Annotated in this window: 24 protein-coding genes and 2 pseudogenes; 22 read left to right on the forward strand and 4 right to left on the reverse strand. The window is 58.4% G+C overall.

Annotated elements, in window-relative coordinates; genetic code table 11:
• The first annotated feature begins 121 nt into the window (after nucleotides 1–121).
• The 12 genes and pseudogenes from ACSQ36_RS41980 to ACSQ36_RS42035 form a co-directional block, all read left to right on the forward strand.
• Nucleotides 122–421 (forward strand): hypothetical protein, encoded by a 300-nt coding sequence (locus tag ACSQ36_RS41980; RefSeq protein ID WP_436186790.1) that lies wholly within the window; start codon nucleotides 122–124, stop codon nucleotides 419–421.
• 179 nt (nucleotides 422–600) lie between these two features.
• Nucleotides 601–2,286, forward strand: coding sequence for a PRTRC system ParB family protein (locus ACSQ36_RS41985; RefSeq protein ID WP_436187004.1), 1,686 nt, complete (start codon nucleotides 601–603; stop codon nucleotides 2,284–2,286).
• A gap of 87 nt (nucleotides 2,287–2,373) precedes the next feature.
• Nucleotides 2,374–2,727 (forward strand): PRTRC system protein E, encoded by a 354-nt coding sequence (locus ACSQ36_RS41990; RefSeq protein ID WP_436186791.1) that lies wholly within the window; start codon nucleotides 2,374–2,376, stop codon nucleotides 2,725–2,727.
• Nucleotides 2,724–2,891: a hypothetical protein gene (locus ACSQ36_RS41995; protein WP_436186792.1), complete on the forward strand. Its 168-nt coding sequence runs from the start codon at nucleotides 2,724–2,726 to the stop codon at nucleotides 2,889–2,891. Before ACSQ36_RS41990 ends, ACSQ36_RS41995 begins: the two co-directional genes overlap by 4 nt.
• A 7-nt stretch (nucleotides 2,892–2,898) precedes the next feature.
• Nucleotides 2,899–3,117 carry a PRTRC system protein C gene (locus tag ACSQ36_RS42000; protein ID WP_089161516.1) on the forward strand — a complete coding sequence of 73 codons (219 nt, stop codon included), beginning with the start codon at nucleotides 2,899–2,901 and terminating at the stop codon, nucleotides 3,115–3,117.
• Nucleotides 3,118–3,216: 99 nt separating this feature from the next.
• On the forward strand, nucleotides 3,217–4,356 hold the full coding sequence (locus ACSQ36_RS42005; protein ID WP_436186793.1) for a PRTRC system protein F: 1,140 nt from the start codon (nucleotides 3,217–3,219) through the stop codon (nucleotides 4,354–4,356).
• Between the two features lie 16 nt (nucleotides 4,357–4,372).
• Nucleotides 4,373–5,095: a PRTRC system protein B gene (locus ACSQ36_RS42010; RefSeq protein ID WP_436187005.1), complete on the forward strand. Its 723-nt coding sequence runs from the start codon at nucleotides 4,373–4,375 to the stop codon at nucleotides 5,093–5,095.
• A 1-nt stretch (nucleotide 5,096) separates the two neighbouring features.
• Nucleotides 5,097–5,738, forward strand: coding sequence for a PRTRC system protein A (locus tag ACSQ36_RS42015; protein ID WP_436186794.1), 642 nt, complete (start codon nucleotides 5,097–5,099; stop codon nucleotides 5,736–5,738).
• Complete coding sequence (locus tag ACSQ36_RS42020; RefSeq protein WP_436186795.1) at nucleotides 5,735–6,580, forward strand: PRTRC system ThiF family protein; 846 nt, start codon at nucleotides 5,735–5,737, stop codon at nucleotides 6,578–6,580. The genes ACSQ36_RS42015 and ACSQ36_RS42020 overlap by 4 nt, the downstream gene beginning before the upstream one ends.
• A 161-nt stretch (nucleotides 6,581–6,741) precedes the next feature.
• Complete coding sequence (locus ACSQ36_RS42025) at nucleotides 6,742–7,806, forward strand: hypothetical protein (protein WP_436186796.1); 1,065 nt, start codon at nucleotides 6,742–6,744, stop codon at nucleotides 7,804–7,806.
• A 355-nt stretch (nucleotides 7,807–8,161) separates the two neighbouring features.
• Nucleotides 8,162–9,729, forward strand: a protein-coding gene (locus ACSQ36_RS42030; protein WP_436186797.1) for an IS3 family transposase whose coding sequence is annotated in 2 segments (ribosomal slippage) — nucleotides 8,162–8,615 and nucleotides 8,615–9,729 — 1,569 coding nt in all. Because the reading frame shifts where the segments join, the coding sequence is not laid out codon by codon here.
• Between the two features lie 412 nt (nucleotides 9,730–10,141).
• Nucleotides 10,142–10,519, forward strand: a pseudogene (locus ACSQ36_RS42035) (group II intron reverse transcriptase/maturase); the annotation flags it as partial.
• Nucleotides 10,520–10,557: 38 nt separating this feature from the next.
• Here ACSQ36_RS42035 and ACSQ36_RS42040 read toward each other — a convergent pair.
• The 3 genes from ACSQ36_RS42040 to ACSQ36_RS42050 form a co-directional block, all read right to left on the reverse strand.
• Nucleotides 10,558–12,609, reverse strand: coding sequence for a recombinase family protein (locus ACSQ36_RS42040; RefSeq protein WP_436186798.1), 2,052 nt, complete (start codon nucleotides 12,607–12,609; stop codon nucleotides 10,558–10,560).
• Between the two features lie 136 nt (nucleotides 12,610–12,745).
• Nucleotides 12,746–13,078 (reverse strand): DUF6788 family protein, encoded by a 333-nt coding sequence (locus ACSQ36_RS42045; protein WP_089159504.1) that lies wholly within the window; start codon nucleotides 13,076–13,078, stop codon nucleotides 12,746–12,748.
• A gap of 52 nt (nucleotides 13,079–13,130) precedes the next feature.
• Complete coding sequence (locus ACSQ36_RS42050; protein ID WP_028233071.1) at nucleotides 13,131–13,418, reverse strand: Y4bD/Y4pK family protein; 288 nt, start codon at nucleotides 13,416–13,418, stop codon at nucleotides 13,131–13,133.
• A 29-nt stretch (nucleotides 13,419–13,447) separates the two neighbouring features.
• Here ACSQ36_RS42050 and ltrA point away from each other — a divergent pair.
• From ltrA to ACSQ36_RS42080, 6 genes and pseudogenes are all read left to right on the forward strand, one after another.
• Nucleotides 13,448–14,455 (forward strand): annotated as a pseudogene (ltrA, locus tag ACSQ36_RS42055) (group II intron reverse transcriptase/maturase); the annotation flags it as partial.
• A gap of 171 nt (nucleotides 14,456–14,626) precedes the next feature.
• Nucleotides 14,627–15,082, forward strand: coding sequence for a hypothetical protein (locus tag ACSQ36_RS42060; protein WP_436186799.1), 456 nt, complete (start codon nucleotides 14,627–14,629; stop codon nucleotides 15,080–15,082).
• A gap of 1,029 nt (nucleotides 15,083–16,111) precedes the next feature.
• The gene (locus ACSQ36_RS42065) at nucleotides 16,112–16,573 is read left to right on the forward strand and encodes a hypothetical protein (RefSeq protein WP_436186800.1); all 462 of its coding nucleotides are present in this window, start codon (nucleotides 16,112–16,114) and stop codon (nucleotides 16,571–16,573) included.
• Between the two features lie 46 nt (nucleotides 16,574–16,619).
• Nucleotides 16,620–16,916 carry a hypothetical protein gene (locus ACSQ36_RS42070; RefSeq protein WP_436186801.1) on the forward strand — a complete coding sequence of 99 codons (297 nt, stop codon included), beginning with the start codon at nucleotides 16,620–16,622 and terminating at the stop codon, nucleotides 16,914–16,916.
• A gap of 92 nt (nucleotides 16,917–17,008) precedes the next feature.
• Nucleotides 17,009–17,401 carry a hypothetical protein gene (locus ACSQ36_RS42075; RefSeq protein WP_436186802.1) on the forward strand — a complete coding sequence of 131 codons (393 nt, stop codon included), beginning with the start codon at nucleotides 17,009–17,011 and terminating at the stop codon, nucleotides 17,399–17,401.
• Complete coding sequence (locus ACSQ36_RS42080; RefSeq protein WP_436186803.1) at nucleotides 17,398–17,862, forward strand: hypothetical protein; 465 nt, start codon at nucleotides 17,398–17,400, stop codon at nucleotides 17,860–17,862. Before ACSQ36_RS42075 ends, ACSQ36_RS42080 begins: the two co-directional genes overlap by 4 nt.
• Before the next feature lie 17 nt (nucleotides 17,863–17,879).
• On the opposite strand, the gene ACSQ36_RS42085 is transcribed toward ACSQ36_RS42080, so the two are convergent.
• Entirely contained in the window at nucleotides 17,880–18,113 is a 234-nt protein-coding gene (locus ACSQ36_RS42085) for a hypothetical protein (RefSeq protein WP_436186804.1), read from the reverse strand.
• 2 nt (nucleotides 18,114–18,115) lie between these two features.
• Between ACSQ36_RS42085 and ACSQ36_RS42090 the strand changes: the two genes are divergently transcribed.
• The 4 genes from ACSQ36_RS42090 (at nucleotide 18,116) to ACSQ36_RS42105 (ending at nucleotide 22,555) form a co-directional block, all read left to right on the forward strand.
• Complete coding sequence (locus tag ACSQ36_RS42090) at nucleotides 18,116–18,580, forward strand: hypothetical protein (RefSeq protein ID WP_436186805.1); 465 nt, start codon at nucleotides 18,116–18,118, stop codon at nucleotides 18,578–18,580.
• Nucleotides 18,581–18,676: 96 nt separating this feature from the next.
• Complete coding sequence (locus ACSQ36_RS42095; protein ID WP_436186806.1) at nucleotides 18,677–20,212, forward strand: hypothetical protein; 1,536 nt, start codon at nucleotides 18,677–18,679, stop codon at nucleotides 20,210–20,212.
• 250 nt (nucleotides 20,213–20,462) lie between these two features.
• Nucleotides 20,463–21,488: an ATP-binding protein gene (locus tag ACSQ36_RS42100; protein WP_436186807.1), complete on the forward strand. Its 1,026-nt coding sequence runs from the start codon at nucleotides 20,463–20,465 to the stop codon at nucleotides 21,486–21,488.
• Between the two features lie 149 nt (nucleotides 21,489–21,637).
• Entirely contained in the window at nucleotides 21,638–22,555 is a 918-nt protein-coding gene (locus ACSQ36_RS42105) for a hypothetical protein (RefSeq protein ID WP_436186808.1), read from the forward strand.
• Nucleotides 22,556–22,564 lie beyond the last annotated feature (9 nt).

Here is a 22,564-nt window from a genome sequence, read left to right on the forward strand (position 1 = left end):
GACGCATCGACCTGAGCCAGCGGTTTCCGCTTCGGCCATCAATTTTCGTTCTACCTCACAACACTGTCCGTTCGGAGGTGCTTGTGCTGCCTGTTTGTCTTGCTACCTATGGAGAAACACAATGTGCAGTCTGACCTGCGCGCTCGACGCTCGCGTTAACTGGGCGCATTACCGCGTCGCGACAATTGCTGGAGATATCGATGCGGCAATCGAATATCTGCAGGAGGCGTCGCAAAGTTCGTTTATCAGTGGGTCCGAATCTTACGAAGAGGGCTCGGTAATGCCGAACTTAGTCGCCGACCTGCCCCGACTCGCCGCCTCCTGGCGCGCGGGATGGAACAATCGCGGCCTTTCTGCAGAAATGGATCTGTGTCCCGTTTGTAATAACGGATCGGGCAATCCTTGTCCGATCCATGATTAGGGCATCGTCTTCCTCGTACGTGGCATCTACTTAAGCCGGAGCGCTTCGGCTATTCATTCGTTGTTCAACCCTTCGGGAACCTCTCCCGATCGGGGCAGGTTCCCTCTTGGAGCCTGCATATGCAACAGCACACTGTCCTCGAGCAACAATCCCCGGCTAGCGCAGCATTCGCGTTAGCTATGCCGTCACTCAAGCAACCGACTTTGCCGCTGAAGGCGATAGTCGTGCGCCACAACCCGCGGAAGTACTTTGATCCGGCTGAGATGGATGAATTGGTGGCATCCGTGAAGGAAACGGGCGTCATTCAGCCGATCATCGTGCGCGTCGACGAGGAGGGTGTCTTCATCCTAGTCGCGGGCGAACGCCGGTACAGAGCGGCAATGATTGCTCGCGGCGAGGACTATGAAATCCCGATCACGTTAGCGGAGATCGATGAGGTTGAAGCTAAGCAACGCGCGTTAATCGAGAACGTGCAGCGTGCTGACATGGCGCCGTCCGAAGAAGCTATTGCCGCTGCCGAGCAAGTCGGCATCTGCAAGGGCGATCGTGAGGAAGCGGCGCGCATGATTGGCTGGTCGCTCGCGACGCTCGAGGCCCGCTTGGCGCTGATGAACTGCAGCAACGGTGTGTTGGAAGCACTCAACACCCGCACGATCAAACTCGGTCATGCTGAGTTACTTGCGGCGCTGCCCAAAGAAACGCAGGATAAGTTGCTGCCTGTGATCATCAAGGAAGGCAAATCGGTCGGTGAAATCAAGAAAACGATCGAACAGGTTGCTTGCTCCCTGTCCGCCGCGATCTTTGACAAAACCGATTGCGCAGGCTGCCACCACAATTCGGCCAATCAGGGCGAAATGTTCGGCGAAGCGATCACGACAGGAAACTGTACGAATCGCGCGTGTTACAGCCAGAAAAGCGAGCAGCAGCTTGAAACGGTTGTGACTGGTTTGCGTGACGAATACCCGGTCGTGCGCATTGTGCGCGCCGGCGACAACGAAACGCGCGTACAGCTTGCCGTTGACGGTCCGAAGGGCGTTGGCGCGGAACAGGCTATTGCCTGCCATGCGTGCCAGAACTACGGCGCCGCGGTTAGTGGCCTGCCTGATTCGATGGGTAAGGTCTACAAGGGCCAGTGTTTCGACACCGTCTGCAACATGAAGAAGGTGGCCGCGCGCCTGCAGGCTGAGAAAGCTGCAAGCCAGCCGCAGGAGACTCAGGCGAACGCCGGTACCGGTCCTCGCACAGCCCCGGCGAAGAAAACCGCCGGTGCTACAGGCGCAAGTACTCCTTCCACTAACCCTTCCGTCACGACAGTTTCCGAGTCCGACAAGATGAAGACGTATCGCGTGGCGCTCTGGCGCAAAGCGTTGCGTCGCGAAGTCGGTCGAGATCCGGCGACGGCACGCAAATACCTGATTGGCATCGTGCTTTCGGGCAATGCACGCTGCATCGACGAGACGACGTTTTCGGGCATCTGGGAAAAGATGACTGAAGAACGGATTCCCTCGAAGGATGTGACGAAATCTGTTACGGCCGTGCAGGCGGCGTCGGACGATACGCTCGACAAGGCCATGATCGGAATCGCGGTCGCCGCAATCGAGGGGTTGGATGTCAACTATCTCACGCAATTGTGCAAGCACCACAAGCTCGATTTAGGTCTGCACTGGAAGCTCTGCAAGGAGTTTCTGGAGCTGATCACGAAATCAGAAATGATGGTGGTGGCCAACGAGTTAGGCCTTCAGGCCGCGCTCGGCGACAATTTCAAGAAAGTCTTTGGCAAGTCCAAGGCCGAAGTCATCGACGCGCTTCTCGCCGTCGAAGGCTTTGACTACACGGGCAAGCTGCCAAAGGTGCTCAAGTATTAACCCGCGCTTCATTGCACATCTACCTGCTGTTCCATCTCGTTCAGACCGCCCCTCGTGGCGGTCTATTTTTTTAACAGGAGCTTTTCCATGTTTGTTTCTCTCGAACCGCTGCTGCGCAGCTGCACGAAGCTCACGCTTTCGTTGCAGATGAAAGGTGACGATGTCGTGGTGTTCGTCAAGCCGGAAGGCTCGGCGAAAGATGCCGCGATGCTGCAACCGCTCGTGCTCACCGCTTCGGCGGCAGAACTCGATGCCGGTTTTGCGGATGCGCTCGCCGCTTACACGGGTGTGCGTGCGTCGCTCGCCGACCAGTGCTCGCCGCTTACACGGGTGTGCGTGCGTCGCTCGCCGACCAGGTTGCCGCGACTACCGCGATTCTTGAAGCCGCCCAAACGACGCAAGTCACGAAAGCGACCAAAGCGCTGTCTGGTAAGAAGGTGACACCTGCGGCCGCCGCCAAATCGTCTTCCAACAACGAATCGGACGAGGACGACGCGGATGACAACGCTGAAGGCGAGCAAAGCACCGCTCCCACCGCAGCAACATCAACCGTCGCGCCGGCAGCAGAAAAATCCGGTACCGACCTGACTTCACTTTTCGACTGAGGTTCACATGTCCATTGCTATCGCCAAGCTGCTTCGCGAGTTTGTCTACAACGGCGTGAATCTGGCCGATCCCGGCCCGACCTTTACCGCTGACGAAGTCCGTGATCTTTACTCCGCGCAGTATCCGGAGTTGACCACAGCCGCAATCGACGGCCCGGAGTACTCGGGTGAGGTGATGCGGTTCAAGTTCGTGCGCGCGGCCGGTGCCAAAGGCTCCCATGCGTGAGCGCGAGTTACTCAAGGCGTTATCCAACCCGGACAACGCCACATCCACTAACGAGCCGCCCGGAAGGGCGTTTTTTTTTCATGATAAGGAGGTCGGCGAATGCTCTTCGATCCTCAGCACGCTGGTGCGCTCATCGCTGTCGCGGGCGCCCAATGGCAATCGAAACGCGCTGCCGCTGCCGGACGTGGACCTGCCCATGATTTTCTGACGCTTCCGGCCATTGCCCCCGTGGTTCCGACCTCGGCGGTGATGCGCTGGCGGGCGGAAGAGGATGTCTGCCGTTTGATCTCCGACCAGTTCGTCACGGGCCCCATACGGGCGCGCGATGTTCCCAGGTTCTCAAGCGCGGGTGAGGCTTTCGCACGAGGCTTTTTTGCCTGGGCGAAACGGGAAATGCCACGGTTCAAATGCCTCAACTTCAACTTCGTGATCCACGACGTCGAGGCCGTACGCGAGCAGATGCAGTATCAGTACGACGCGCGCGATTTCGAGCCCACTTCGCCCCTGTATCTCGGTATCGAAATGCAGGAAGAAAACATCTTCGATATCGGCGAGAAGGTCGCACAGCTTCGAGCCGTACACCCTCGGTTGGTCCCGACCACGATGGCATTGATCAATCGTGCGATGGGCCGAACGATCTGGGTTCGAACGCCGGACGAGTTTCTCGGGATGTTTTCCTCGTATTACTGGGACGGCGACAGCAAGGCTTCTGATGAGGACGTGCTGGAAATCCTCAAGGATCGCTTTGGCGACGATGAAGCGGAGTTAGAGAACTACCTTCCTTCGGTGGTGCGAGACGAGCTTTGTCCGAGCGACATGGACGTCGGCCGGTACAACCGAAAGACGCACCGGTTTTCTCTTACGCCTGCGCTCAGTGCCGCGTCACTGCGGCAATTACAAGAGTGCGGTCCTCGTTCGGTGCGGCGCGTTTGCCGAGAGCTCGAAGCGTTGACGCTCCTGCTGAAAACCAGCCGGCCGCGGTGTCTTTTTGATCTGCAAGCTAGACCTGAGTGTGCGTATGCCGCAGCGACCCTGATTGCCTGCGACAGCCCGCGAATTAGCGAGCTGCTCGATGACCACTACGAGCACCTCTCTCAAAGCGGTGAAGGCTCGACGTTTTACGGCTTCATTCCCTTTGCTTCTAAGCCTGAGTCCATCCGCAAGCAGTACGCGGACTGGTCGCTGGCATTTTCCATTCTTGGCCAACTGGATCGCGTCATCGCGGCTCTTGCGGCATAAACAACCGGAGCTTCATATGAAAGGTTTGGATATCGGCTCGGATCGCCGGGAAGAGGTGTGCGCAACCAGCGCCATCTTGCTTTACAGCGGACGGGATAACACGGCGCATTACGGGACGGTGCACCCGATCAACCCTGGAAAGGGCGGTCGGGCATCGATTGGTGCGGGACGGCCAATTGATCGGGCAGCGCTTCTGAAATGCCTGACGGAACTGTCGCAAAACGCGGCACCGAGAGCCGAGTTTCTTCCAGAAACAGTGCTCGCGGTTTCGCAAGACGCGGTGACGTGGTGGTGTAGACCGGGGATGCGACGCGTGTTCTTTGATTGCCCGGAAATCGGCAAGCGAAGCGCGATCGTGCCGCATCCGGGTTTGGTGTTCAGAGCAGCGTCGAGTGGATTCAGCGTGTTCGCGCTGAAAGAAGACAGCCGCCCAACCCCGGCTTCGACGCTGCACGAACCGCCTTACTTTAACACCTGGGATTTTGGAAAAATTTGCATCGGATCGGCTCATGTTCCGAAGCGAATTGACGTCTCCTCGATCGCCGGCTGGGAGAGCGGCTTTTTCGAGTCGGCGTTTACGCACCCCAATCACGGCGGCAAGCGTGTTTCCTATCCCAAGGGTGAATTTGCTTTCTGGAAGGCGATGCTCGACGGCACGTTCGGCGAGCAATTCCCAAAGAAGTCACTTGTTTCCATGAAATTTAATCTCGGCGCGCTTATCGCCGGCAAGGAGCGTTGATATGAATGCAGCAGATAGCGTGTTGCAGCGCTCGTTTCCGACGGTTATGGTTCCCCGGCGCGAGCCGGTTGGACCCATGGTTTCGGCCGGCGAGCGGTTGTTGGTTGCTGAAAACGGTGTGTTCCTCGAGGTCAGCCTTCCGTGGATCTCGCTTGTGCGGCGCGTCGCCAGCTTCACGGCGCCGATCCCGATTCCGTATGGCAGCGTGGAAGAGCATACGAACCTGGTTTGTGGTCGCGTGCCCGAGGAGCTGATTGGCGAGTTTGTCGCGATGGCGCGCGCTGCGTACCCCAACGAAACCGGATCATGGATCGTTTGGAGCACCAGGACGCATCAGTTTCGGCTGCTGCCGGTGGTGATCCTCTCGCAGTCGAGCGGGTCATTGAAGTACGACCGGCCGGAACGCCACGACGATGAGGTGTTGATCATCGACTGCCATTCACATGGCCGGCATCCGGCGTATTTCTCGGGCACCGACAACGAAGACGACAAGCACGACATCAAGTTTTCGCTTGTCGTTGGGAACTGCGCGTCGCACGTGCCGAGCTTCGCATTTCGGCTGTGTGCGAAAGGCATTTTCGAGGAGGTCGAGCGGGTACCGGCTGCGTGGTACCGGGTCAGCACACGAGCGGAGGCCGTATGAGCGAAGCCATTAAGGTTCGCCACGCGATCCCGTCGGATATGTTGTCGCGGCCCTGGCAGGTGATGGTGGTGGGCGCCGGTGGCACCGGAAGCGCGGTGCTTCCGAGTCTCGCTCGGTTGCACCACGCGATGGTGGAACTAGGCCATCCGGGCGGCATCGATTGCACGGTGTTCGATGACGATACGGTCAGTCCGACCAACGTTGGCCGGCAAGGCTTTTATCCGAACGACGTGGGCGAATTCAAAGCCTCGCTCATCGTCAATCGGTTGAATGCGTTGATGGGTACCAACTGGCGAGCCGAGACGCAACGGTTCACGAAAAATGTGAACTGCTACAGCGCAGACCTGATCATCGGCTGCGTGGACACGCGGGCCGCGCGCAAGGCAATTGTTGATGCAGCGCAAAACGCCAACGTCTATTACCTCGATTGCGGGAACGACACGGACCGTGGCCAGGTGGTGATCGGCCAGCTGATGGCGTTGAGCGAAGCCAAGAAAAAGCCGGAGCGTTTGCCGCATGTTGGCGAACTGTTTCCGGACCTGATCGACGCTGCGCTCGACGCAATGGATGAAACGCCGTCCTGTTCGATGGCCGACGCATTGCGCAAGCAGTCGTTGGTGATCAATCAGGCGATCGCGGTTCAGGCGTTCAACCTGTTGTGGACGATGTTTCGGACTGGCGCGGTGCCCTTTTCGGGCGTGTTTGTGAACCTCGCAACGGGGAGAACGAACCCGATTCCGATCGACCCCTCTGCATGGGCCCGTTTTGGCTACACGTACGTGGCGCCCAAAGCACGGAAGAAGAAGCTTCGGAAGGGCGAGGCTGAACCTATCCCGTGGTAATCGTCTTTATTTGTTTGTAATCCTCCGACTCCCTTCAAGGAGTCGGCATTTTTTTGTTCTAACGGCGGCGTCTCGCGTGGCCTTCTTAACCTTAGCGGGTACGCAGCCCGTTGGGGGCTGCTCCGCTCTATTCTTTGGAGTCTTGTATGGGTGCAACTGTCTTGACGGGCAAGCGTGCTGGCGCTTTTCAACGCGCTAATGGCGAATGGATTTTCGCGTTGTTCGAAAGAACCTACGAGAAAAACTGCTATCCGCATCGCGACAAATGGTCGGGCATTACGATCGGAAACTATGAGAGCGTGATGCGGCGAGTCTTCCACCATGCCAGATCGTGTGAAGGTGGGATGCTGCAATCAAGATCCGGTGATATCAGACCCGAACAATACATCGAGTCCTGGCGCCAGGAACTGGCAAAACCCATGATGTTGCACGATCGGCAGATCGACCTCCGTGTGGGGAGCGCTTTCGATGCGGCTATCCCAGAGAAGTCGCTGGATGATGTGCGCCAGCGACTTGCTCACGTCGACCGGCACAGTCGTTTCGATGCGCTGGTCGCCGGTAGTCTATCCGTCTCTCTGCACGGGGATGTCGACGTGCTCATTGCGTTATATGGCGAAGGCGGCCCATTCAGCTTATGGCGTGTGCTTTCCGTTGAAGACTGCGGATCGGTGCAGGTGACGGCTTCGGTTCCGCGGTTGCTGCCGGCTGCTCAGGTCATGCGCCAGATGCCCGATGTCAGGTGTCATGCGATTGACGGTGAAAACCGGGTGGTGTCGATCGACGGAAAGCCTTGGCATCACGCTGGATGGCAATACAACGCTGTCGGATCGTTCATTACCGACTTCGCGTATGACCTCGATATGGCCCATCCCGGCTTCGCCAAGCGCGCCATCCCAGAATACCGGGACATGCTGCGCAAGGCGTCACCGGTGCCGCGCGATACCACGCTGACCATTTCGCGTGCGCCTGAGGGTGTGAGCAAATGGGCGGTGGCGTCGGCAGATGAGCTTGCTCAGGGTGTCGGCATCGTCGCATCGGATCAGGATGCCCCGGAGGAGTACGGCTTTCTGTTCGGGAAGCTCCTCGCAGATACCGATGCCAACTTGCTCTATAAATTGGGGCATCTCGATCGCTCGCAGATCAAGTGGGATGTCCCCTTGGACCAATCGACCAACGAGCCACCGCGTGAGGCGTGCATCGAACAGTTCTCTCTATCGCTGTTTTAAGCCTTTCGCAAAGCCGCTCCCAATTGAGGGAGCGGCTTTTTTTCGTGTGCGCCCAGCATGGGCGCAATCTTGGAGGCCCCCTGTGTCAGGCTACTTGTCGTGTGTCTTTCTTGAAATAAGAATGTCTGATCTGGTTTCCAAAGTTGGGTTTGGTTCGGTTTTTTTGCTTCATTTTTCGAACATCCTTTCCGGAGTTAGGGGGTGGGTGTTACGGGTGGAGCGCAGCGGAAGCCGCCCCCTCAGGATGCCAGGTTTGGGATTTCTGTTCGCATCGGAAAGGCGCGCACGGCGTTCATCGTCCTGCGGCGGGACTGGTTGTCGTCTCTAAATATTGATCTCATATATAGAGGCAGCAATGACAGCAAAGCATTCTGAAGCGTTTATCGAGCAGGCCCTGGTCAAGGTCTTTTCACGCGGCAACCGATCGGTTAAGTCGGTCGCAGAAGACCTGAATGTCGGCTACTACACGTTAAAATATTGGATGAAAAGGAAATCTGTGACCAAGAGCGGTGTGCCGGCGACGCGAGAGAAACGCCCCCAGGACTGGACTGCTGCAGAGCAGTTGGTCGCTTTGCAGGAAACCCATGGCTTGTCCGGGGAAGCCTTGCAGGCGTGGTGCCGCGAAAGAGGCATATTCGCCCATCATCTGACAAGCTGGCAGACCGCCTTTTGTGCAGGCGGACAAGAGTCATCGGGCACCCGCGAAGTACGGACGTTGAAAGACGAGAACGTGAAGCTTAAGCGCGAATTGGTACGCAAGGACAAGGCACTGGCGGAGGCGGCTGCGTTGCTGATTCTGCAAAAAAAGTTCCGCGCGCTGTGGGAGGACGAGGCGCCATGACCTGCCTTCCAGAGCGCGAGCAGGTGATGGCCATGGTGGCCGAGGCGATCGTTGCAGGTGCACGCCAGGCGCGTGCCTGCAAGGTCATTTCGCTGAGCGAACGCACCTTGCAACGCTGGCAAAACGATCAGGCTGCTGGTGCCGGCGATCGCCGGCCGGCACGGGTACAGTCGCCCAAAAATCAGCTGAGCATGCTCGAACGCCAGCGCCTGCTGGCGATTGCCAACTCGCCCGAATTCGGCCATCTTCCGCCAAGCCAGATCGTGCCCCGGCTGGCCGACCGCGGGCAATACGTTGCCTCTGAATCGACCTTCTACCGCGTGCTGAAGGCCGAGAATCAGCTCAAGCACCGTGGTGCTGAAAGGCCGGCAAAACCGCGCAGCAAGCCGCGTGCGCTGTGTGCGACTGCGCCGGCCGAGTTGTTCAGTTGGGACATCACCTATTTGCCGACACAGGTCAAGGGGATCTATTTTTACCTGTATTTGTTCATGGACATTTTTAGCCGAAAAATCGTTGGCTGGCAGGTCTATGAAGGAGAAAGCAGTGAGCTGGCAAGCGAAGTGATGCGTGACATTTGCGCACGCGAAAACATCGCGCGCGATCAGGTGGTGCTGCACTCCGACAACGGCAGTCCGATGAAAGGCGCCACCATGCTGGCCACGCTGCAGGCGCTGGGGGTGATGCCCTCGTTTAGTCGCCCGGCGGTGAGCAATGACAATCCATTTAGCGAATCCATCTTCAAAACGATGAAGTATCGGCCGAGCTATCCGCAGCGCCCGTTTGAGCACCTCCTGGCCGCAAGGCAATGGGTCGGCACGTTCGTTCATTGGTATAACGAAGAACACCGTCACAGCGCCATCGGCTTTGTGACACCTGCACAGCGCCACGCGGGCCTCGACACTGTGCTGCTCAGCAAACGGGTCGAGCTCTACGAAGCAGCCAGGCAAAGGCACCCCGAGCGCTGGAGTGGCGCCACGCGAAACTGGCAGCCGGTCATGATTGTGCACTTGAATCCGGAAAAACCGGCAACCCAAAAAGCTGACCGGAAGGAGCAACACCTGGAACTCAAAACGGCCGCATAAATGCAACATTCAGGCGACAACTAGATTGAAAATTTCCGGAGGTGCGAGTCCTCCCGTGAGTTGACCACAGCGAACGAAGCGAAGCGCAACTGCGTGAGGGTGACCGAGCGTGGGGAGGAAGCGTGGAGCGAAGCCGCGAGCCGATGGACAAGAACCGGATAGAAGGCGGTGCCGATCAGGGCGAGCAGGCACGAAACTGCGAAGCTCTCGTGGTCAAGGATCAGGTGCTGTAGATCCGGCGGTTGTGCGGTGAAGGATTGCGTTCTTACCTGGGGAGATCTCGCCTCGTGCCTGAAAGGGCGACGGCGTCGAGTCGGAGCGAGAAGTCAGCAGAGGCCGTACTAGTCACAGGATAGGCCGGTGAGGCTGAAGCTAGTGATGAAGGGCCGAACGAGAAGGAGTGTTCAGCGTCATGTCGATGTGGCAGGCATTGCGTCAGATGCCCGGGCAAACGGGGCGAGCGGGAGTAGCGCGCGGTGAAGCTGCGCGTGTACCCGTGAGTGACGAAGCTTGCCGCCCGCGGCATGAATCCGGGAACACAGGGTCGGCGCTGCTGGAAGCGGCGTTGACGAGAGAGAACCTGAAGCAGGCGTTTAAGCGGGTACGGGCAAACAAAGGCGCTGCGGGTGTAGACGGTCTGGATATCGATCAGACCTCCCGACACCTGGTGACGGTGTGGCCTGTGATCCGCGAGCAATTGCTAAAGGGGACGTACCGGCCGAGTCCGGTACGGCGAGTGACGATTCCGAAAGCGGACGGAGGCGAGCGCGAGCTGGGCATCCCGACGGTGATTTCATATTGCACCTCTGCCAGTTGAGTGTTGGAATGTTACCGCTGAAGATGCCCTGAAGTGCGTACCCAACGCCGCAGTTGCTGTTCTTTGGCACGATTGAGCGTGATCCACCAAGGACCGCGTCCATCGAGCTTGCGGGCCTGGACAACCTGGCGCTCGATCCAGTAATACACCATGTGTGTACTGATGCCCAGCCGGTCAGCGAGTTGCTGTACCGTAAGCTCGTCGGTCCGTTTGAAGCTGGTTGCGACAATCTCGTATCGGTAGCGAATCCATTTGACCATGGAGAGCGTGAACGATTTGCCAGTCGCACTGCGCAAGCCTTCCTGATTGAGGTGCGCAACGATTTGTGGGTCGGACAGACGCTGCGACAGTTCGCGCACCCGCTCGACGGTCTCCGCCGGATAGCGTATTGCTTCGGGGCGCGGCCTGGGCAGATCCACGGTGATATCAGTGCATGCGCTGCCCTGCCAGCGGATATGCAGCACGGCTTGTCTCGCGGCAAATAGTTTCTCGACCGTGATGTCGCGGATGAGCAGCCGCAACATGCGCTTGCGGTCCTTCGCTGAAGTCGTCGGCGCACGCCACAGGCGCGGCAGATTGCGCGCCAACGCGAGGACCTGGGCCTTCTGTTCGGATGTGGCGACGTGTGCCTTCTGGCTCTGGAATTCGGCGGCTTGGGTCTTGATCTCATCGAGCCGAAGCATCGCGTCGTTCCAGCGCCGCTCGAGGGTACCCGCGACCAGACGGTTGGCCGGATCGCATTCCTGGTAGCGGCGTTCGGCGAGTGCGACCTCATACTCGGCTCGTTCGATACGCATGTGCCACTGACGCATGACGGCGTGATCGCGCTGCTCAAGTTCGTTCAGGGCAGTGAGCGCGAGCTCGAGTTCGGCTGGCTGCAGGGCGGTGATTACCGCCTCGCCAATTGCGTTGTCAAGTAGTTCGCTGCGCATGCTCATGCAATCGGTCGTCGCCAGCCCCTCGCGGCGGCGAGCACTGCATAAGTACAATGGATAAAGGCCGCCGTTACCTTGGTAGCGAACGGTCAACGCCCGACCACAGCAGCCGCATATCAGCAGTCCCTGAAGCAGCGCCAATCCTTCACGCGCCGCACCACTGAGCACGGTACCTTCGCCGTTGGTCCTGTTGAGCGCCAGGCGGTCCTGGTTGCGCTCAAATTCCTCCGGGGTGATATATCCATCGTGATGGTCTGGCAGATGAACGCGCCACTCTGCCTTCGGAACCGGCTGCACGCGCTTATGGACCTCTCCCTGTGGCGTGATGCGCTGCCGATACTGGTATCGTCCAAAAACATAGATGCCGGCATAGGAAGGATTCCGTATCAAACCGAGAACACGTTCGTGACTCAGGCGCCCCCAGATGAGTCGACCCGCCCATGCACCTCCATAGGCGCGCTTGGGAAAGCGCAGGCCCTCTTCGGCAAAGCGCTTGACAACCGCGTATGCGCTGCCGGTCTCCTGAAACAGACGAAATGCCAGTTGCACGGCACCGCGTACCTCGTCATCGGGATCCAGGACGATGCGACCGTCGTCGTCATAGCACAAGCCGACAGGCAGTGGGAAGCGCAACTCACCTTTCTTCGCCTTGTTGAGTTTGCCGCCCTGGAGGCGCCCGCGCAAGAAATGGAGCTCCGCCTGTGCCATCGTACCTTTGAGACCCAGTATCAGGCCATCGTTGAAGTCGCCTGCGTCGTAGCAACCATCGGCATCGATTACGAGGGTATGTGTGAGCGCACACAACTCGAGCAGGCGATGCCAGTCCAGATTCGAGCGTGCCAGGCGGGAAACTTCCAGTGCGAATACAGCACCCACGTTCCCCATCGAGACGTCCGCCACGAGGGTCTTGAAGTCCTCGCGGCCCGTCATCTGTGCTCCCGATTGACCGAGGTCGCGGTCCAGGATCCGGATCGCCGTCTGCGGCCAACCCAGTGCCAGCGCTTTGTCGCGCAACGCATACTGACGCTCGGTGCTCTCCTGATGGTGCCGTACCTGGGCCAGCGTACTCTGGCGGATATAGATGTACGCCGGTTTGCTCTGATGTTGGGGGGTGATCTTGCTGTTCATCGAAGGCCTCCTCGGTCAGCTCCAGCGCGGGCCCGGCGGTGAGCCAGGCCTCGAGCATGTTGGCGATGAGTACGCCGGCCGATTGCGGATCGATGATGTGGGTGAGTGACAGCGGAGACTGGCTCACCGGCGCCCCTCAGAGCGCCTCGCGGCGGCGCAATAGTTCGCGGTTGATCTCGCAGATCTCCTCGATGATCTCGCGGACGCGGTGATAGTTCGCCAGGCGTTCGGTGACGTCGGCGTGGTCTGCTTGCGGCACGTAGTCCATTTGCGGCCGGCGGCCGGGAAAGCTCACGGACAGGTAGTACTTGGGACCGTGACCGGGACCCTCGGCGCACTTGCAGCCGGGTTTGCCGCAGCGCTTGTAGCGCTCGATGAGCGAGCCGCGCAGAAGCGTCTCCAACGCCGGCATTTGCTTGAGCAATTGCGCGCGGCGTCTGCGCAAATAGGATGACGAAATATCTTCCATTGGCGGACCACGTGTAAGACTGGTCTGATAATAGGACAAGGAATCGCATTGATCAAGCTCCTTTGGTCGATGACTTCTTGGGCGGCGAAGCGGCAAGCTGGTCGATCAACGCGATCAGCTCCAGCAACATGTGCAGATCGAAATAACACACGGGGCCGATGGTGTCGTCGTGGACGGACGGTGTGCCCCAGTCGGTCCATTCGCGCGCAATGCTGAAGCTGCCACGCTCTGCATCACGCAGAAGCAGCGTGTCGGTACCCGAGACGCGGCGGGTCTTCAGGACGGGAAAGCGTTGGCCCTTGAGCGGATGAAAAGGATGGCGGATCTCAGCCCAACCCAAATGCTCGCTGAGCTCCTGTGCAGTTCGCGTTGACCGTCCCGACGGTGACGGATCGGCTGATCCAGCAAGCACTGCTGCAGGTGTTGCAGCCGATTCTGGACCCTACCTTCAGCGAGCATAGCTACGGCTTTCGGCCCGGGCGCAGTGCGCACGACGCGGTGTTAACCGCGCAGTCGTACGTGCAGTCTGGGCGGCGGGTTGTGGTGGACGTGGATCTGGAGAAGTTCTTCGACCGGGTCAATCACGACATTCTGATCGACCGCTTACAGAAACGCCTTGGCGACGCCGGAGTCATCCAGTTGATCCGGGCGTATTTGAACAGCGGCATCATGGATGACGGGGTGGTGCAGCAAAGACATCAGGGCACGCCGCAAGGCGGGCCGCTATCACCATTGCTGGCCAACGTGCTGCTCGATGAGGTGGATCGGGAATTGGAAAGGCGGGGTCATTGCTTCGTGCGCTACGCCGACGATTCGAACGTGTATGTTCGTAGCCGCCGTGCAGGTGAACGAGTGATGGCACTGTTGCGACGCTTGTATGGTCGGCTGCGCTTGAAGGTCAACGAGACCAAGAGCGCGGTGGCGAGCGTGTTCGGCCGCAAGTTTCTGGGCTACGGCTTGTGGGTAGCTCCGGGCGGTGTAGTGAAGCGCAAGGTAGCGGCCAAACCGCTCCTGGCGTTTAAGCGTCGCATTCGTGAACTGACCCGCCGTTCTGGCGGGCGCAGCATGAAGGAGGTGGTGGAACGGTTACGGCCTTACGTGTTGGGGTGGAAGGCATACTTCAGGATGGCGCAAACGCCCAGTGTGTGGTCGGCACTGGAGGAGTGGATGCGTCACCGGCTGCGCGCTATCCAGCTTAAACACTGGCGCCATGGCCTTACCATCTACCGGGAACTCCGTGCGTTGGGTGCATCCGCTGAAACAGCGCGCCAGGTGGCGGCGAATAACCGTTGCTGGTGGCGCAACAGCGACCGTGCTCTCAAACGCGTGCTCACTATCGCCTACTTCGATCGACTGGGGGTACCTCGACTCTCCTAACCTCAACTTCTCGAACCGCCCGGTGCGGACCCGCATGCCGGGTGGTGTGGCAGGGGTACGGCCTCTTGGCCGTCCCCTATGCCGATCCTGCTTTTCGTCGTGCTCCGGCCGTACAGATGACCGGGCGAGTATGGTCCTTGCGTCGAAATGGCTTCGAAGAGGAGAACATCGATGAAAATAGTAACCCTGTTGGCACGCTCGATTGCTTCCGGTACGGGCGCGGCGCTCGCGTCCGCTGCGGTCGCCTCGCGGGAGGCAGTGAACAATGGAGCGAGCGCAGTCGCGCCGCTAAACGCGGTCTCGCACGTCATCTGGCCGGCGCAGGCGTTCCTCGAAGAGCGTCCGAGTCTCCGGATGACCGGAACTGGCGCTTTCATTCACTTGGGCGCGAGCATCTTTTGGGGCGCGCTATTTGAAACGCTGCTTGGCCGCCGTACATCAGCGCAAAGCATCGTCCGAACCGCTGCGGTCACAGCGGTCACGGCGTACGTCGTGGACTATCACGTCGTGCCAGAGCGCATAACACCTGGTTTTGAGGCGCACGTGTCGCCGCGCTCCTTCGTGCCGATCTACGCGGCGTTGGGCGCGGGCCTGGCGCTCGTGGCGCTCGCTACGAGGAAAAGTTAAGCCGCGATTCGCGACATTGGGTTCGCGGGTGCTGCGCGTTCTTCGTTGGCCACCGCTGCAAGCGCGCGCGAGAGCTTGGCGACTCGGTTTTTCTGTTGAGGCAGGAGCTCGTAGCGGTTCCCGAGCTGCTCGACGCGGGAACGCCAGTAGGCTAAATCAAGCCGAGGCAGGGCAGTCGTGGCAAACGCTCGCGAAGCGAGGCTTAACACTGCTTCGAGGTGGTCGATCTCGTGGTCTGCGACTCTGGGTGGCATTTTGCGTGTGTAGTTATGCATCTCTCTCTCAGGGGTATGGTACTAATCGCATTTGCCAGATTTCGGAGGTTTCTAAAATGCAATTGCCGTGCCTTTTAAACGAATGCTGGTGAAATAGGCGAGAGATTTCCCTAATAGTTGTGTGCGGCGGATTTTTGTTCATACAAAACGTTTGCGCGACTCTACAAAGTTTGTTTCTCAGGCCCGGCTGTCGTGCCTCTCAGTGCCGGGCTTTTAGCCGACATGTAAAAACGTCGGCTTTTTTTCTATAATTTTGCAGACTTATTTGAAAGCGACACTGAATCCGTGACCTTTTCACGAACCGCTGGCTCGGGACCCCGCTAAAGTAACCGTATTCCCCGCGCTTCTAGCGCATCGACACAAGACGCTCGGCATGCTGAGCTCTTGCATTTACCTCTCTCTCAGGCTGTTCCTCCTCGGTCCAGTCTTTATGGCGGCCACATTGTTGGTCGCCTTTTTTTCTTCCCAATGGGAGCTTCTCCCATTCCGGGACAGCTCCCTTTTTAACTGGAGTTTGTCCCCATGATCTCGACTGCAAAACACGCTTTCGTCAGCCTCCGCTGGTACGCCAGACAGGACGCCGAAGCCTGGAAGATGTTGCTTTTTATAGCGAGTGTTGTACTCGTCTCGGCCGGTATCGCATCAATCAGCTAACCCGGTCCTTACCTTCATTTTTCGTTGTTCATTTTTTCCTACCCAACGGGGCAAACCACGCCCTCGGGGATGGAATGCCTCGATTCTCGTTGAGGCGTCCATGTTTAAAGCTCTGCTTTCCCTTCTCGTTATCTCAATTCTCAGCGGTTGCGCTTCCGCGGATTTCGGCTCGCCGAATACGTACCAGCGCTACGACGTGCAGCGCATTGGCCAGATGGAACAGGCAACGGTCATCCGCGTGCGGCCGATCACCATCGAGAGCAACTCCGATTCGTCGGGTTTGTCATCGATCGTGAGTTCGGTCGCAGGTGCGTTCCTCGGCTCCCAGGTGATCGGGAACGGACGCGGCCGCTATATCTCAGGTGCACTGTCGGGTTCGGCTACGGGTGTCATTGCCCAGCGCGTGAGCTCGATAATGTCGCGCCACAGCGGTCTCGAAGTGTTTCTGCTTCGCGCCAACGGCCAAACCGTTGTCGTGAGTCAGGTCGATGACCAGCAGTTCGCCCCGGGCGAGCATGTCTATTTGATTAACAGCGGCTCCGGTTATCGGATCACGCATTAATCCAGCGCGTCTTCTCTTCACTCAATCCCTGTCTTAGGAACTCAAGATGAACACTTACGAACTTGCTGGACACGGTTGCACAACGGGTTGGGACGCAAAGACCAACGACGTGAATGGCGAGAATATGTACAAGATGCGTCCGATCGAGGTTGCCGCACAGGCTGCAAATGTGACGGAGTTCCGGGCGATCATGCTTGATCCAGCATTTCAGCCGAACGGCGCACGTGTTCGCTATTTTGCGGACGTCGGGCGTCTCTCGACTGACATGGATGCAGAGGCGCGGTATGCGCGCTTGCGTCCCGAGCTGAAGTTGTACGAAGAACGTTTTTCCCAAGTAGCTTGATCAACGGCGGCGTCACTCGACGCCGCTTCAAATCCTTCCCTTGCGGGCAGCTCCCGCAAGGGACCTGCCTCGCTTTTTTTGTGAGGTAGCACATGAAGTTTCCCCGTTTGTTTTATTCGGACCGTACCGCGGCGAGCGCCGGCACAACCGCCGCACTTCAGCGGCACGCCGCGCGAATCTTGCGACGGGTCGCGCATGACCTGCGGTTGCGCAGTCATGAAATCGTCGTCCAGTCCGGCCGCCGTGCTCGGTCCGACCGCGTCTCGCTTCGCACCGAGACGTTGTTCCTCGATGTGCTCGACAAGCCGTGCAAGCAGGGCGTCGCTTTTTCCTTCCGCACGCGCCGGGACCGAAAGGACCTGACGGGTGGAGGCGAAAACTACGTTGCGCTCGAGCAGCTTGAAACGAGCGCGGGTTATCAAGCATTTCTTGACGGTCTACGGCTGGCCGGCGGGATCAACACTTCGTCGCGAGCGCGTAAATGAAGCTCGCAACGGTGAAGGTTGAATACACCTGCGGACTCACGTTGACAGACCGGGTTGCGCTGGACGACACGACCGGAGAAATGCTTTTGCCGCCTAGGCTTGTCGCGGTAATGGCAAAAATGGAAGAGTCGGAATGCTCACCGGCGTTTAGTGTGCGACACGAAGGCTATGTTTTGCCCGTGCAAGGGGGACCTAACGGTACTTATAAGGCTCAAATGCCTGCAAACGCTCCGTTAGGAATTCGCCGGCTTCTTCATCCGATTGCATTGCCGACGAAGGACCAGCGTCAGCAGAATGGGCGGTTTTTGCAGACGCTTTCGGCAGCCTCTATCGTCGGCGCGGTTGGCTATGCTCATTCTGCGGCGCGGTGGGATTTAGCAACGTTGCTGAATACAGCCTCGCTCGCCGTCCTTGGAGTACTATTGTGGTACGCAGGCCTTTTAGCCATGAAAGGAGATTAACGTGGGTGCGACGATTTTCACATTTGTACTTGGCGTGTCCATTGCTGCTTTCTTAGCGTGGTCAAACCATAATGGGCAGAAGCATGATCGCGAACGCGATTGGCATTGAGCAATTGATTTAGCGGGGCGAAAGCCGCGCAAAAGAACGAAGCCGCATCCCTCGACGGGATGCGGTTTTTTTTCGTCTGCGCGCCGAACGGCGGGCAATCCACCTGACGCGCCTCGGCGCGTTTTTTTCGTTTACGGAGCAATAATGATGCAACTCGGACAAGCTGTTCTTGGACAGACAGATCTCGCGGCGCGGGCAGTTGCGGCCAGCGCTGAAGCGATCGCGGTGGACCCAAGCGCAAAAATCGATACTGACGGTAAGACGGTCAATCAAGTGTACGGAGCGCTCTGGGCATGTCTTTATCGCACCGAGATGGAGCCTGAATGGCTCTCCTTGGCAAACACCCGAGACCACCCCGACGAATATGCATACGGTGCGCGGCACGCCAGGATGTGGCCGTCACAGTTCATGTTCGACCGGCTTTCGGTGTCTGTTTGTATCGGCAATTCGGAGGGCTGGATCATTCACGTGGACTGGGTGACGCGGCCTGAAGCCGAGGATCTCGAGCGCCGCTACGCGATGATGCCCTTGCTTCGCGCAAAGGTGTTTAACCGCAACCGGGCGTGGGACTTGGCACGACTCATCGCCCACAAACTCGACGTCGCTTAATTACCTTCGCAGTTCTTCTTCGCGCCGACTGGCGCTTCACCCTGACGGGCATCGACCCGGCTGGGGACGATTGCCCGTTTTTTTTATGAGGCAATCATGTTCCATCTTTCAACCACCAAGTTCTCCCGCTCCATTACGACGTTGCTTGAAGTTCTCCAGCTTTTCCGCAACGACTCCCATTTCCGGGCCGTCGATGCGGCCGACGTCAGTCTGAGTCATGCCGGCCATCCGATGTGCGTGACGAAATTTGACGGCAAACTGACCGTGCGCATGTCGGGCTCAATGCCCGATCTATTCTTGGCCATGCTCGACGAGATCGACGGCGCCTATTTTCGTCCGAACGGCAAGCTGCTCGAACCGTGGCAAATTCGACCCGCCCACTGGCAATTGCTGTTCTTCGCCTTTGAGTTGTCGACGCGGCCGCTTTATCTCTTCACATCCGAGCAGGTCATTTCGTTCGCCAATCTAGGATCGCCCAGTCTGTTTCAAGTGTGCGAAAAGGAAGCGCGTGCTCGATTTGGATTCGGCGCTGGCGGACCTCCCGTGGCACTCGGATCGGGGCAAGTCAACGGCCGACACGAAGTGCATTTGGCCTACGCGCTGGCTGCTGGTGTTTCTGTTCCGGAGGCGGTACTCGCCGACTATGGGTTGCATACCGAGCCGTTCGGCAACGACATTCGCTGGGCGAGAGTGTTGCTAACGGTGCCAGAGTTGCGCGGGGCCATGCCGGTCGCAAAGCTTCGAGTGTTGGTGAGCGTGATGACGCATTCCCGCCAGGCCATATCGTCAGCGAACGCAGCAGTGTTAGCCATGGTCGCAAGGCTGCTTCCCAACGAGCCAACCTACGTGGAGGTCGACGATCTATTGTGTCGCCACGGTTTGCTTGACGCGCGTGCATTACCGGAGACGTATTTCGAGGCGGTCGATATCGGAGCGCCTGTGTCGCCGTTTGCCACAGTTCTTCGGCGCATTATGGCCGACGAGCGGAAATCTTCGACGCTAGAGCGCCTGGAGGCGCGGCGTGCGGCGCGTGAAATCAGCCAGCGTGAATACGATCTGCATCAGCACCTTGCGGCGCTGGACCACGGGCGTTCGACGTTCGAGTTCCCTAACCGAATGGCTACCGCGATTGCGAATGCCGACATGCACCAGTTGCTTGATATTCTGGATCGCCCAGACGATGCGAATCGATGGACGAAAAAAGCGGTGCGCGAGTTCTATGGCGTGAAGCTGACCGGGATTACAGCCAAGGCGCGCAGGCGAGCGATCTTTGCGCTCGCTGGTCTGGACGAAGCTCAGCAGCTGGAGTGGGAGCAACGGGCTGACGCGAGCCGCATAGCTAACTCGGCCGCTCGTGATGTCGACCGTGCGAAGGCGCGGGCGGAGTCCGCTCGATATCGGTACGGCAATAAGGTGATAACCGGCGTGCAACATGTCGAGCAATCGATCGCGAGCGGATTTAGCAAGATCACGAGCTATCGATATGGAGCAAGTCAGCGCTACAGCCTCGTGGCACCCGCTCACGACGGTGTCGAAAGCAGGACACTTCGCGCGAATGACGGCACGCTTGCGTATGCGCAGTATCTTCTTTCGCAAGGCCAACTGGCCGAACACGCAACGCAATCCTCTTGACCCCAAACCCGGCCTTCGGTCGGGTTTTTTTTCGTTCTTTCGAAATCGGCATTCATCGAAAGCCGGTATGAAAAGGCCACGTTTCGCCGGGATTGCATCGCCTGGCGTGGCTAAACTGCATTCATCAACCGCGTCTTGACGCATCGACCTTCCGTGCCACGCTCACCCGTCGGCCGGCTTCATCTACCCCACAGGGACTACGTCCCTTTGGGCGTTGGCTTTGTGGGGTTTTCACTTCAGGAAAACCACTATGCAAGTCACGTCCTCGCAATTGTTCGAGCTGCTCTCGCTGTATGTGCCCAAGCGCCTTCCCGTGTTGATCACTGGACGCCCGGGTATCGGCAAAAGCGACATCGTGGAACAGGTCGCGCAAGCCACCGACCACGAACTGCTCATCAGTCACCCGGTTGTCGAAGACCCAACCGATTCAAAGGGGCTGCCGTTTCCATCGCGCGATGGTCTGACGGCACAGTTTCTTCCCTTCGGGGATCTGGAGCGCGCCTTGTCCGCAAGACGCCCTCTGATCTGGTTTCTTGATGACCTAGGGCAAGCCTCGCCGGCTGTTCAGGCTGCCAAGATGCAACTCCTGCTTGCTAGACGCATTGGTGAGCACGTGTTGCCGTCCAACGTCACCTTTCTCGCTGCTACTAACCGCCGCACTGACAACGCCGGCGTGACGGGGATTCTTGATCCCGTCATATCGCGGTTTGCAACGGTTGTTGAGCTCACGCCGACGATTGATGACTGGACGGCTTGGGCGGTCAAGTCAGGGATTGCGCCTGCGCTGATCGCATTCCTGCGGTTTCGTCCCGATCTGCTCTCGGTTCAAAAAACCAATCGCGACATCGAAAACACGCCGAGCCCGCGCAGTTGGGGCTTTGTCGCGAAGACGATGGACGTGGTGCCAAAGGTGCTCGAACTCATTTCACATGCAGGTTCGGTGGGTGAGGGCGCGGCGTCGGAATTCGTCAGTTTTCTGCAGATCTTCCGCGAGCTTCCATCGCCGGATGCGATTCTGCTCAATCCGGACAGGGCACCAATTCCTGAAAACGCCGCTGCGCTGTATGCGACGGCCGCTGCTCTGGCCGCGTATGCGACCGAAGCGAATTTCGACCGCGTGATGGTGTACGTCGATCGAATGATTGCCGGCGGCCTTCGCGAATACAGCGCCTTGCTGGTTCGCGATGCGCTGCGCCGTACGCCGACCATCGCTAATTCCTATGCGTTCATCAACGCGCAGGGTGGCGAGGTAGGCAAGATCATCCGCGGCGAATAAGCAGGGCACTCAAGCTCCGCAATCAATCGTCGCACCTTCCCGTTTCACCTTTCTCTTGAGGCACGACGCGCTGCACTAGCGCGCCCGCCTCTTTTCTCGTTGTTCCTTTTCTCGCTTCACCAAACCCATTCCTATATCTGGAGTTTCATATGAACACGTCTATTCAATCGAAAGTCATGCTGTGCTCGGTCACTATTTCCACGTGGGTTGCTCGCCGTTTCGACGGCAAGGTCACCGAGGAAGTCGAGAAATCACATCATGCAAAAGGCATCGGTCGCTTCAACAAGCGCCTCTTGCCCGAGTACGCGCCGAGCTTCGCCGAAGTGCTCACGCTTGCAAGCCGCATCAGATCGTATTTCTACGACCACACGTTGAAGTATGACCAGTTGGGGGTACGGCTCTTGCCGACGATGGTCTACATGGAATTTGCCGAGAAAATGCGTTCGTTGAAAGACGAATTCGACTTGGCGGTTTCGATTTTTCAGACCGATTATCTTGACCTCAAAGAGCGTGCGCGCATCGAGCTCAACGGGCTGTTCAACGAGGCGGACTATCCGACCCTCGCTGAGCTGAATACGAAATTCGGCGTCAAGATGGCCGTGCTGCCGTTTCCTGATGCCAGCCAGTTTGGTGTCGAGCTGCCGGATGACGTACTCACCACGCTCAAAACGGAACTGGATCAACACGTTCTCGCCTCGATCTCAACGGCGAACGATGACCTGGTTGGCCGTTTGTACGAAGCGGTTTCGCAGATGGCTTCGCGCCTGTATGCGAGCGGCAATGTACGACTGGACGTGGCCAACAACGTGCGCGAGTTGTGCGCGCTGTTGCCCAAGCTCAACTTCTCGAACGATCCGAAGCTCACACACATCCTCGAGCAGGCCAAGACGCATCTGGCCGTGCACACGGGAGCGGATCTGAAGGATTCGTCGGTCCTGCGTTCTCAGGTGGCCAGCAAGGCACACGAAATCGAAGGATTGATGGCGGCGTTCATGGGTATGTCGCCGTCGGCCCCAATTCCGGAGGTCGAGGACTCATCAGTTATGCAGCTGCGCCTTGTGGCCTAAGGGGAGAAA

The organism is Caballeronia sp. LjRoot34 (assembly GCF_964253815.1).
Lineage (GTDB): Bacteria > Pseudomonadota > Gammaproteobacteria > Burkholderiales > Burkholderiaceae > Caballeronia.

Excerpts from the sequence above, each read along its gene's own strand:
- ACSQ36_RS41980 (WP_436186790.1), top strand. The coding sequence starts at position 122 with ATGTGCAGTCTGACCTGCGCGCTCGACGCTCGCGTTAACTGGGCGCAT.
- ACSQ36_RS41985 (WP_436187004.1), top strand. The coding sequence starts at position 601 with ATGCCGTCACTCAAGCAACCGACTTTGCCGCTGAAGGCGATAGTCGTG.
- ACSQ36_RS41990 (WP_436186791.1), top strand. The coding sequence starts at position 2,374 with ATGTTTGTTTCTCTCGAACCGCTGCTGCGCAGCTGCACGAAGCTCACG.
- ACSQ36_RS42000 (WP_089161516.1), top strand. The coding sequence starts at position 2,899 with ATGTCCATTGCTATCGCCAAGCTGCTTCGCGAGTTTGTCTACAACGGC.
- ACSQ36_RS42005 (WP_436186793.1), top strand. The coding sequence starts at position 3,217 with ATGCTCTTCGATCCTCAGCACGCTGGTGCGCTCATCGCTGTCGCGGGC.
- ACSQ36_RS42010 (WP_436187005.1), top strand. The coding sequence starts at position 4,373 with ATGAAAGGTTTGGATATCGGCTCGGATCGCCGGGAAGAGGTGTGCGCA.
- ACSQ36_RS42015 (WP_436186794.1), top strand. The coding sequence starts at position 5,097 with ATGAATGCAGCAGATAGCGTGTTGCAGCGCTCGTTTCCGACGGTTATG.
- ACSQ36_RS42020 (WP_436186795.1), top strand. The coding sequence starts at position 5,735 with ATGAGCGAAGCCATTAAGGTTCGCCACGCGATCCCGTCGGATATGTTG.
- ACSQ36_RS42040 (WP_436186798.1), bottom strand. The coding sequence starts at position 12,609 with ATGAACAGCAAGATCACCCCCCAACATCAGAGCAAACCGGCGTACATC.
- ACSQ36_RS42045 (WP_089159504.1), bottom strand. The coding sequence starts at position 13,078 with ATGGAAGATATTTCGTCATCCTATTTGCGCAGACGCCGCGCGCAATTG.
- ACSQ36_RS42060 (WP_436186799.1), top strand. The coding sequence starts at position 14,627 with ATGAAAATAGTAACCCTGTTGGCACGCTCGATTGCTTCCGGTACGGGC.
- ACSQ36_RS42065 (WP_436186800.1), top strand. The coding sequence starts at position 16,112 with ATGTTTAAAGCTCTGCTTTCCCTTCTCGTTATCTCAATTCTCAGCGGT.
- ACSQ36_RS42070 (WP_436186801.1), top strand. The coding sequence starts at position 16,620 with ATGAACACTTACGAACTTGCTGGACACGGTTGCACAACGGGTTGGGAC.
- ACSQ36_RS42075 (WP_436186802.1), top strand. The coding sequence starts at position 17,009 with ATGAAGTTTCCCCGTTTGTTTTATTCGGACCGTACCGCGGCGAGCGCC.
- ACSQ36_RS42080 (WP_436186803.1), top strand. The coding sequence starts at position 17,398 with ATGAAGCTCGCAACGGTGAAGGTTGAATACACCTGCGGACTCACGTTG.
- ACSQ36_RS42090 (WP_436186805.1), top strand. The coding sequence starts at position 18,116 with ATGATGCAACTCGGACAAGCTGTTCTTGGACAGACAGATCTCGCGGCG.
- ACSQ36_RS42095 (WP_436186806.1), top strand. The coding sequence starts at position 18,677 with ATGTTCCATCTTTCAACCACCAAGTTCTCCCGCTCCATTACGACGTTG.
- ACSQ36_RS42100 (WP_436186807.1), top strand. The coding sequence starts at position 20,463 with ATGCAAGTCACGTCCTCGCAATTGTTCGAGCTGCTCTCGCTGTATGTG.
- ACSQ36_RS42105 (WP_436186808.1), top strand. The coding sequence starts at position 21,638 with ATGAACACGTCTATTCAATCGAAAGTCATGCTGTGCTCGGTCACTATT.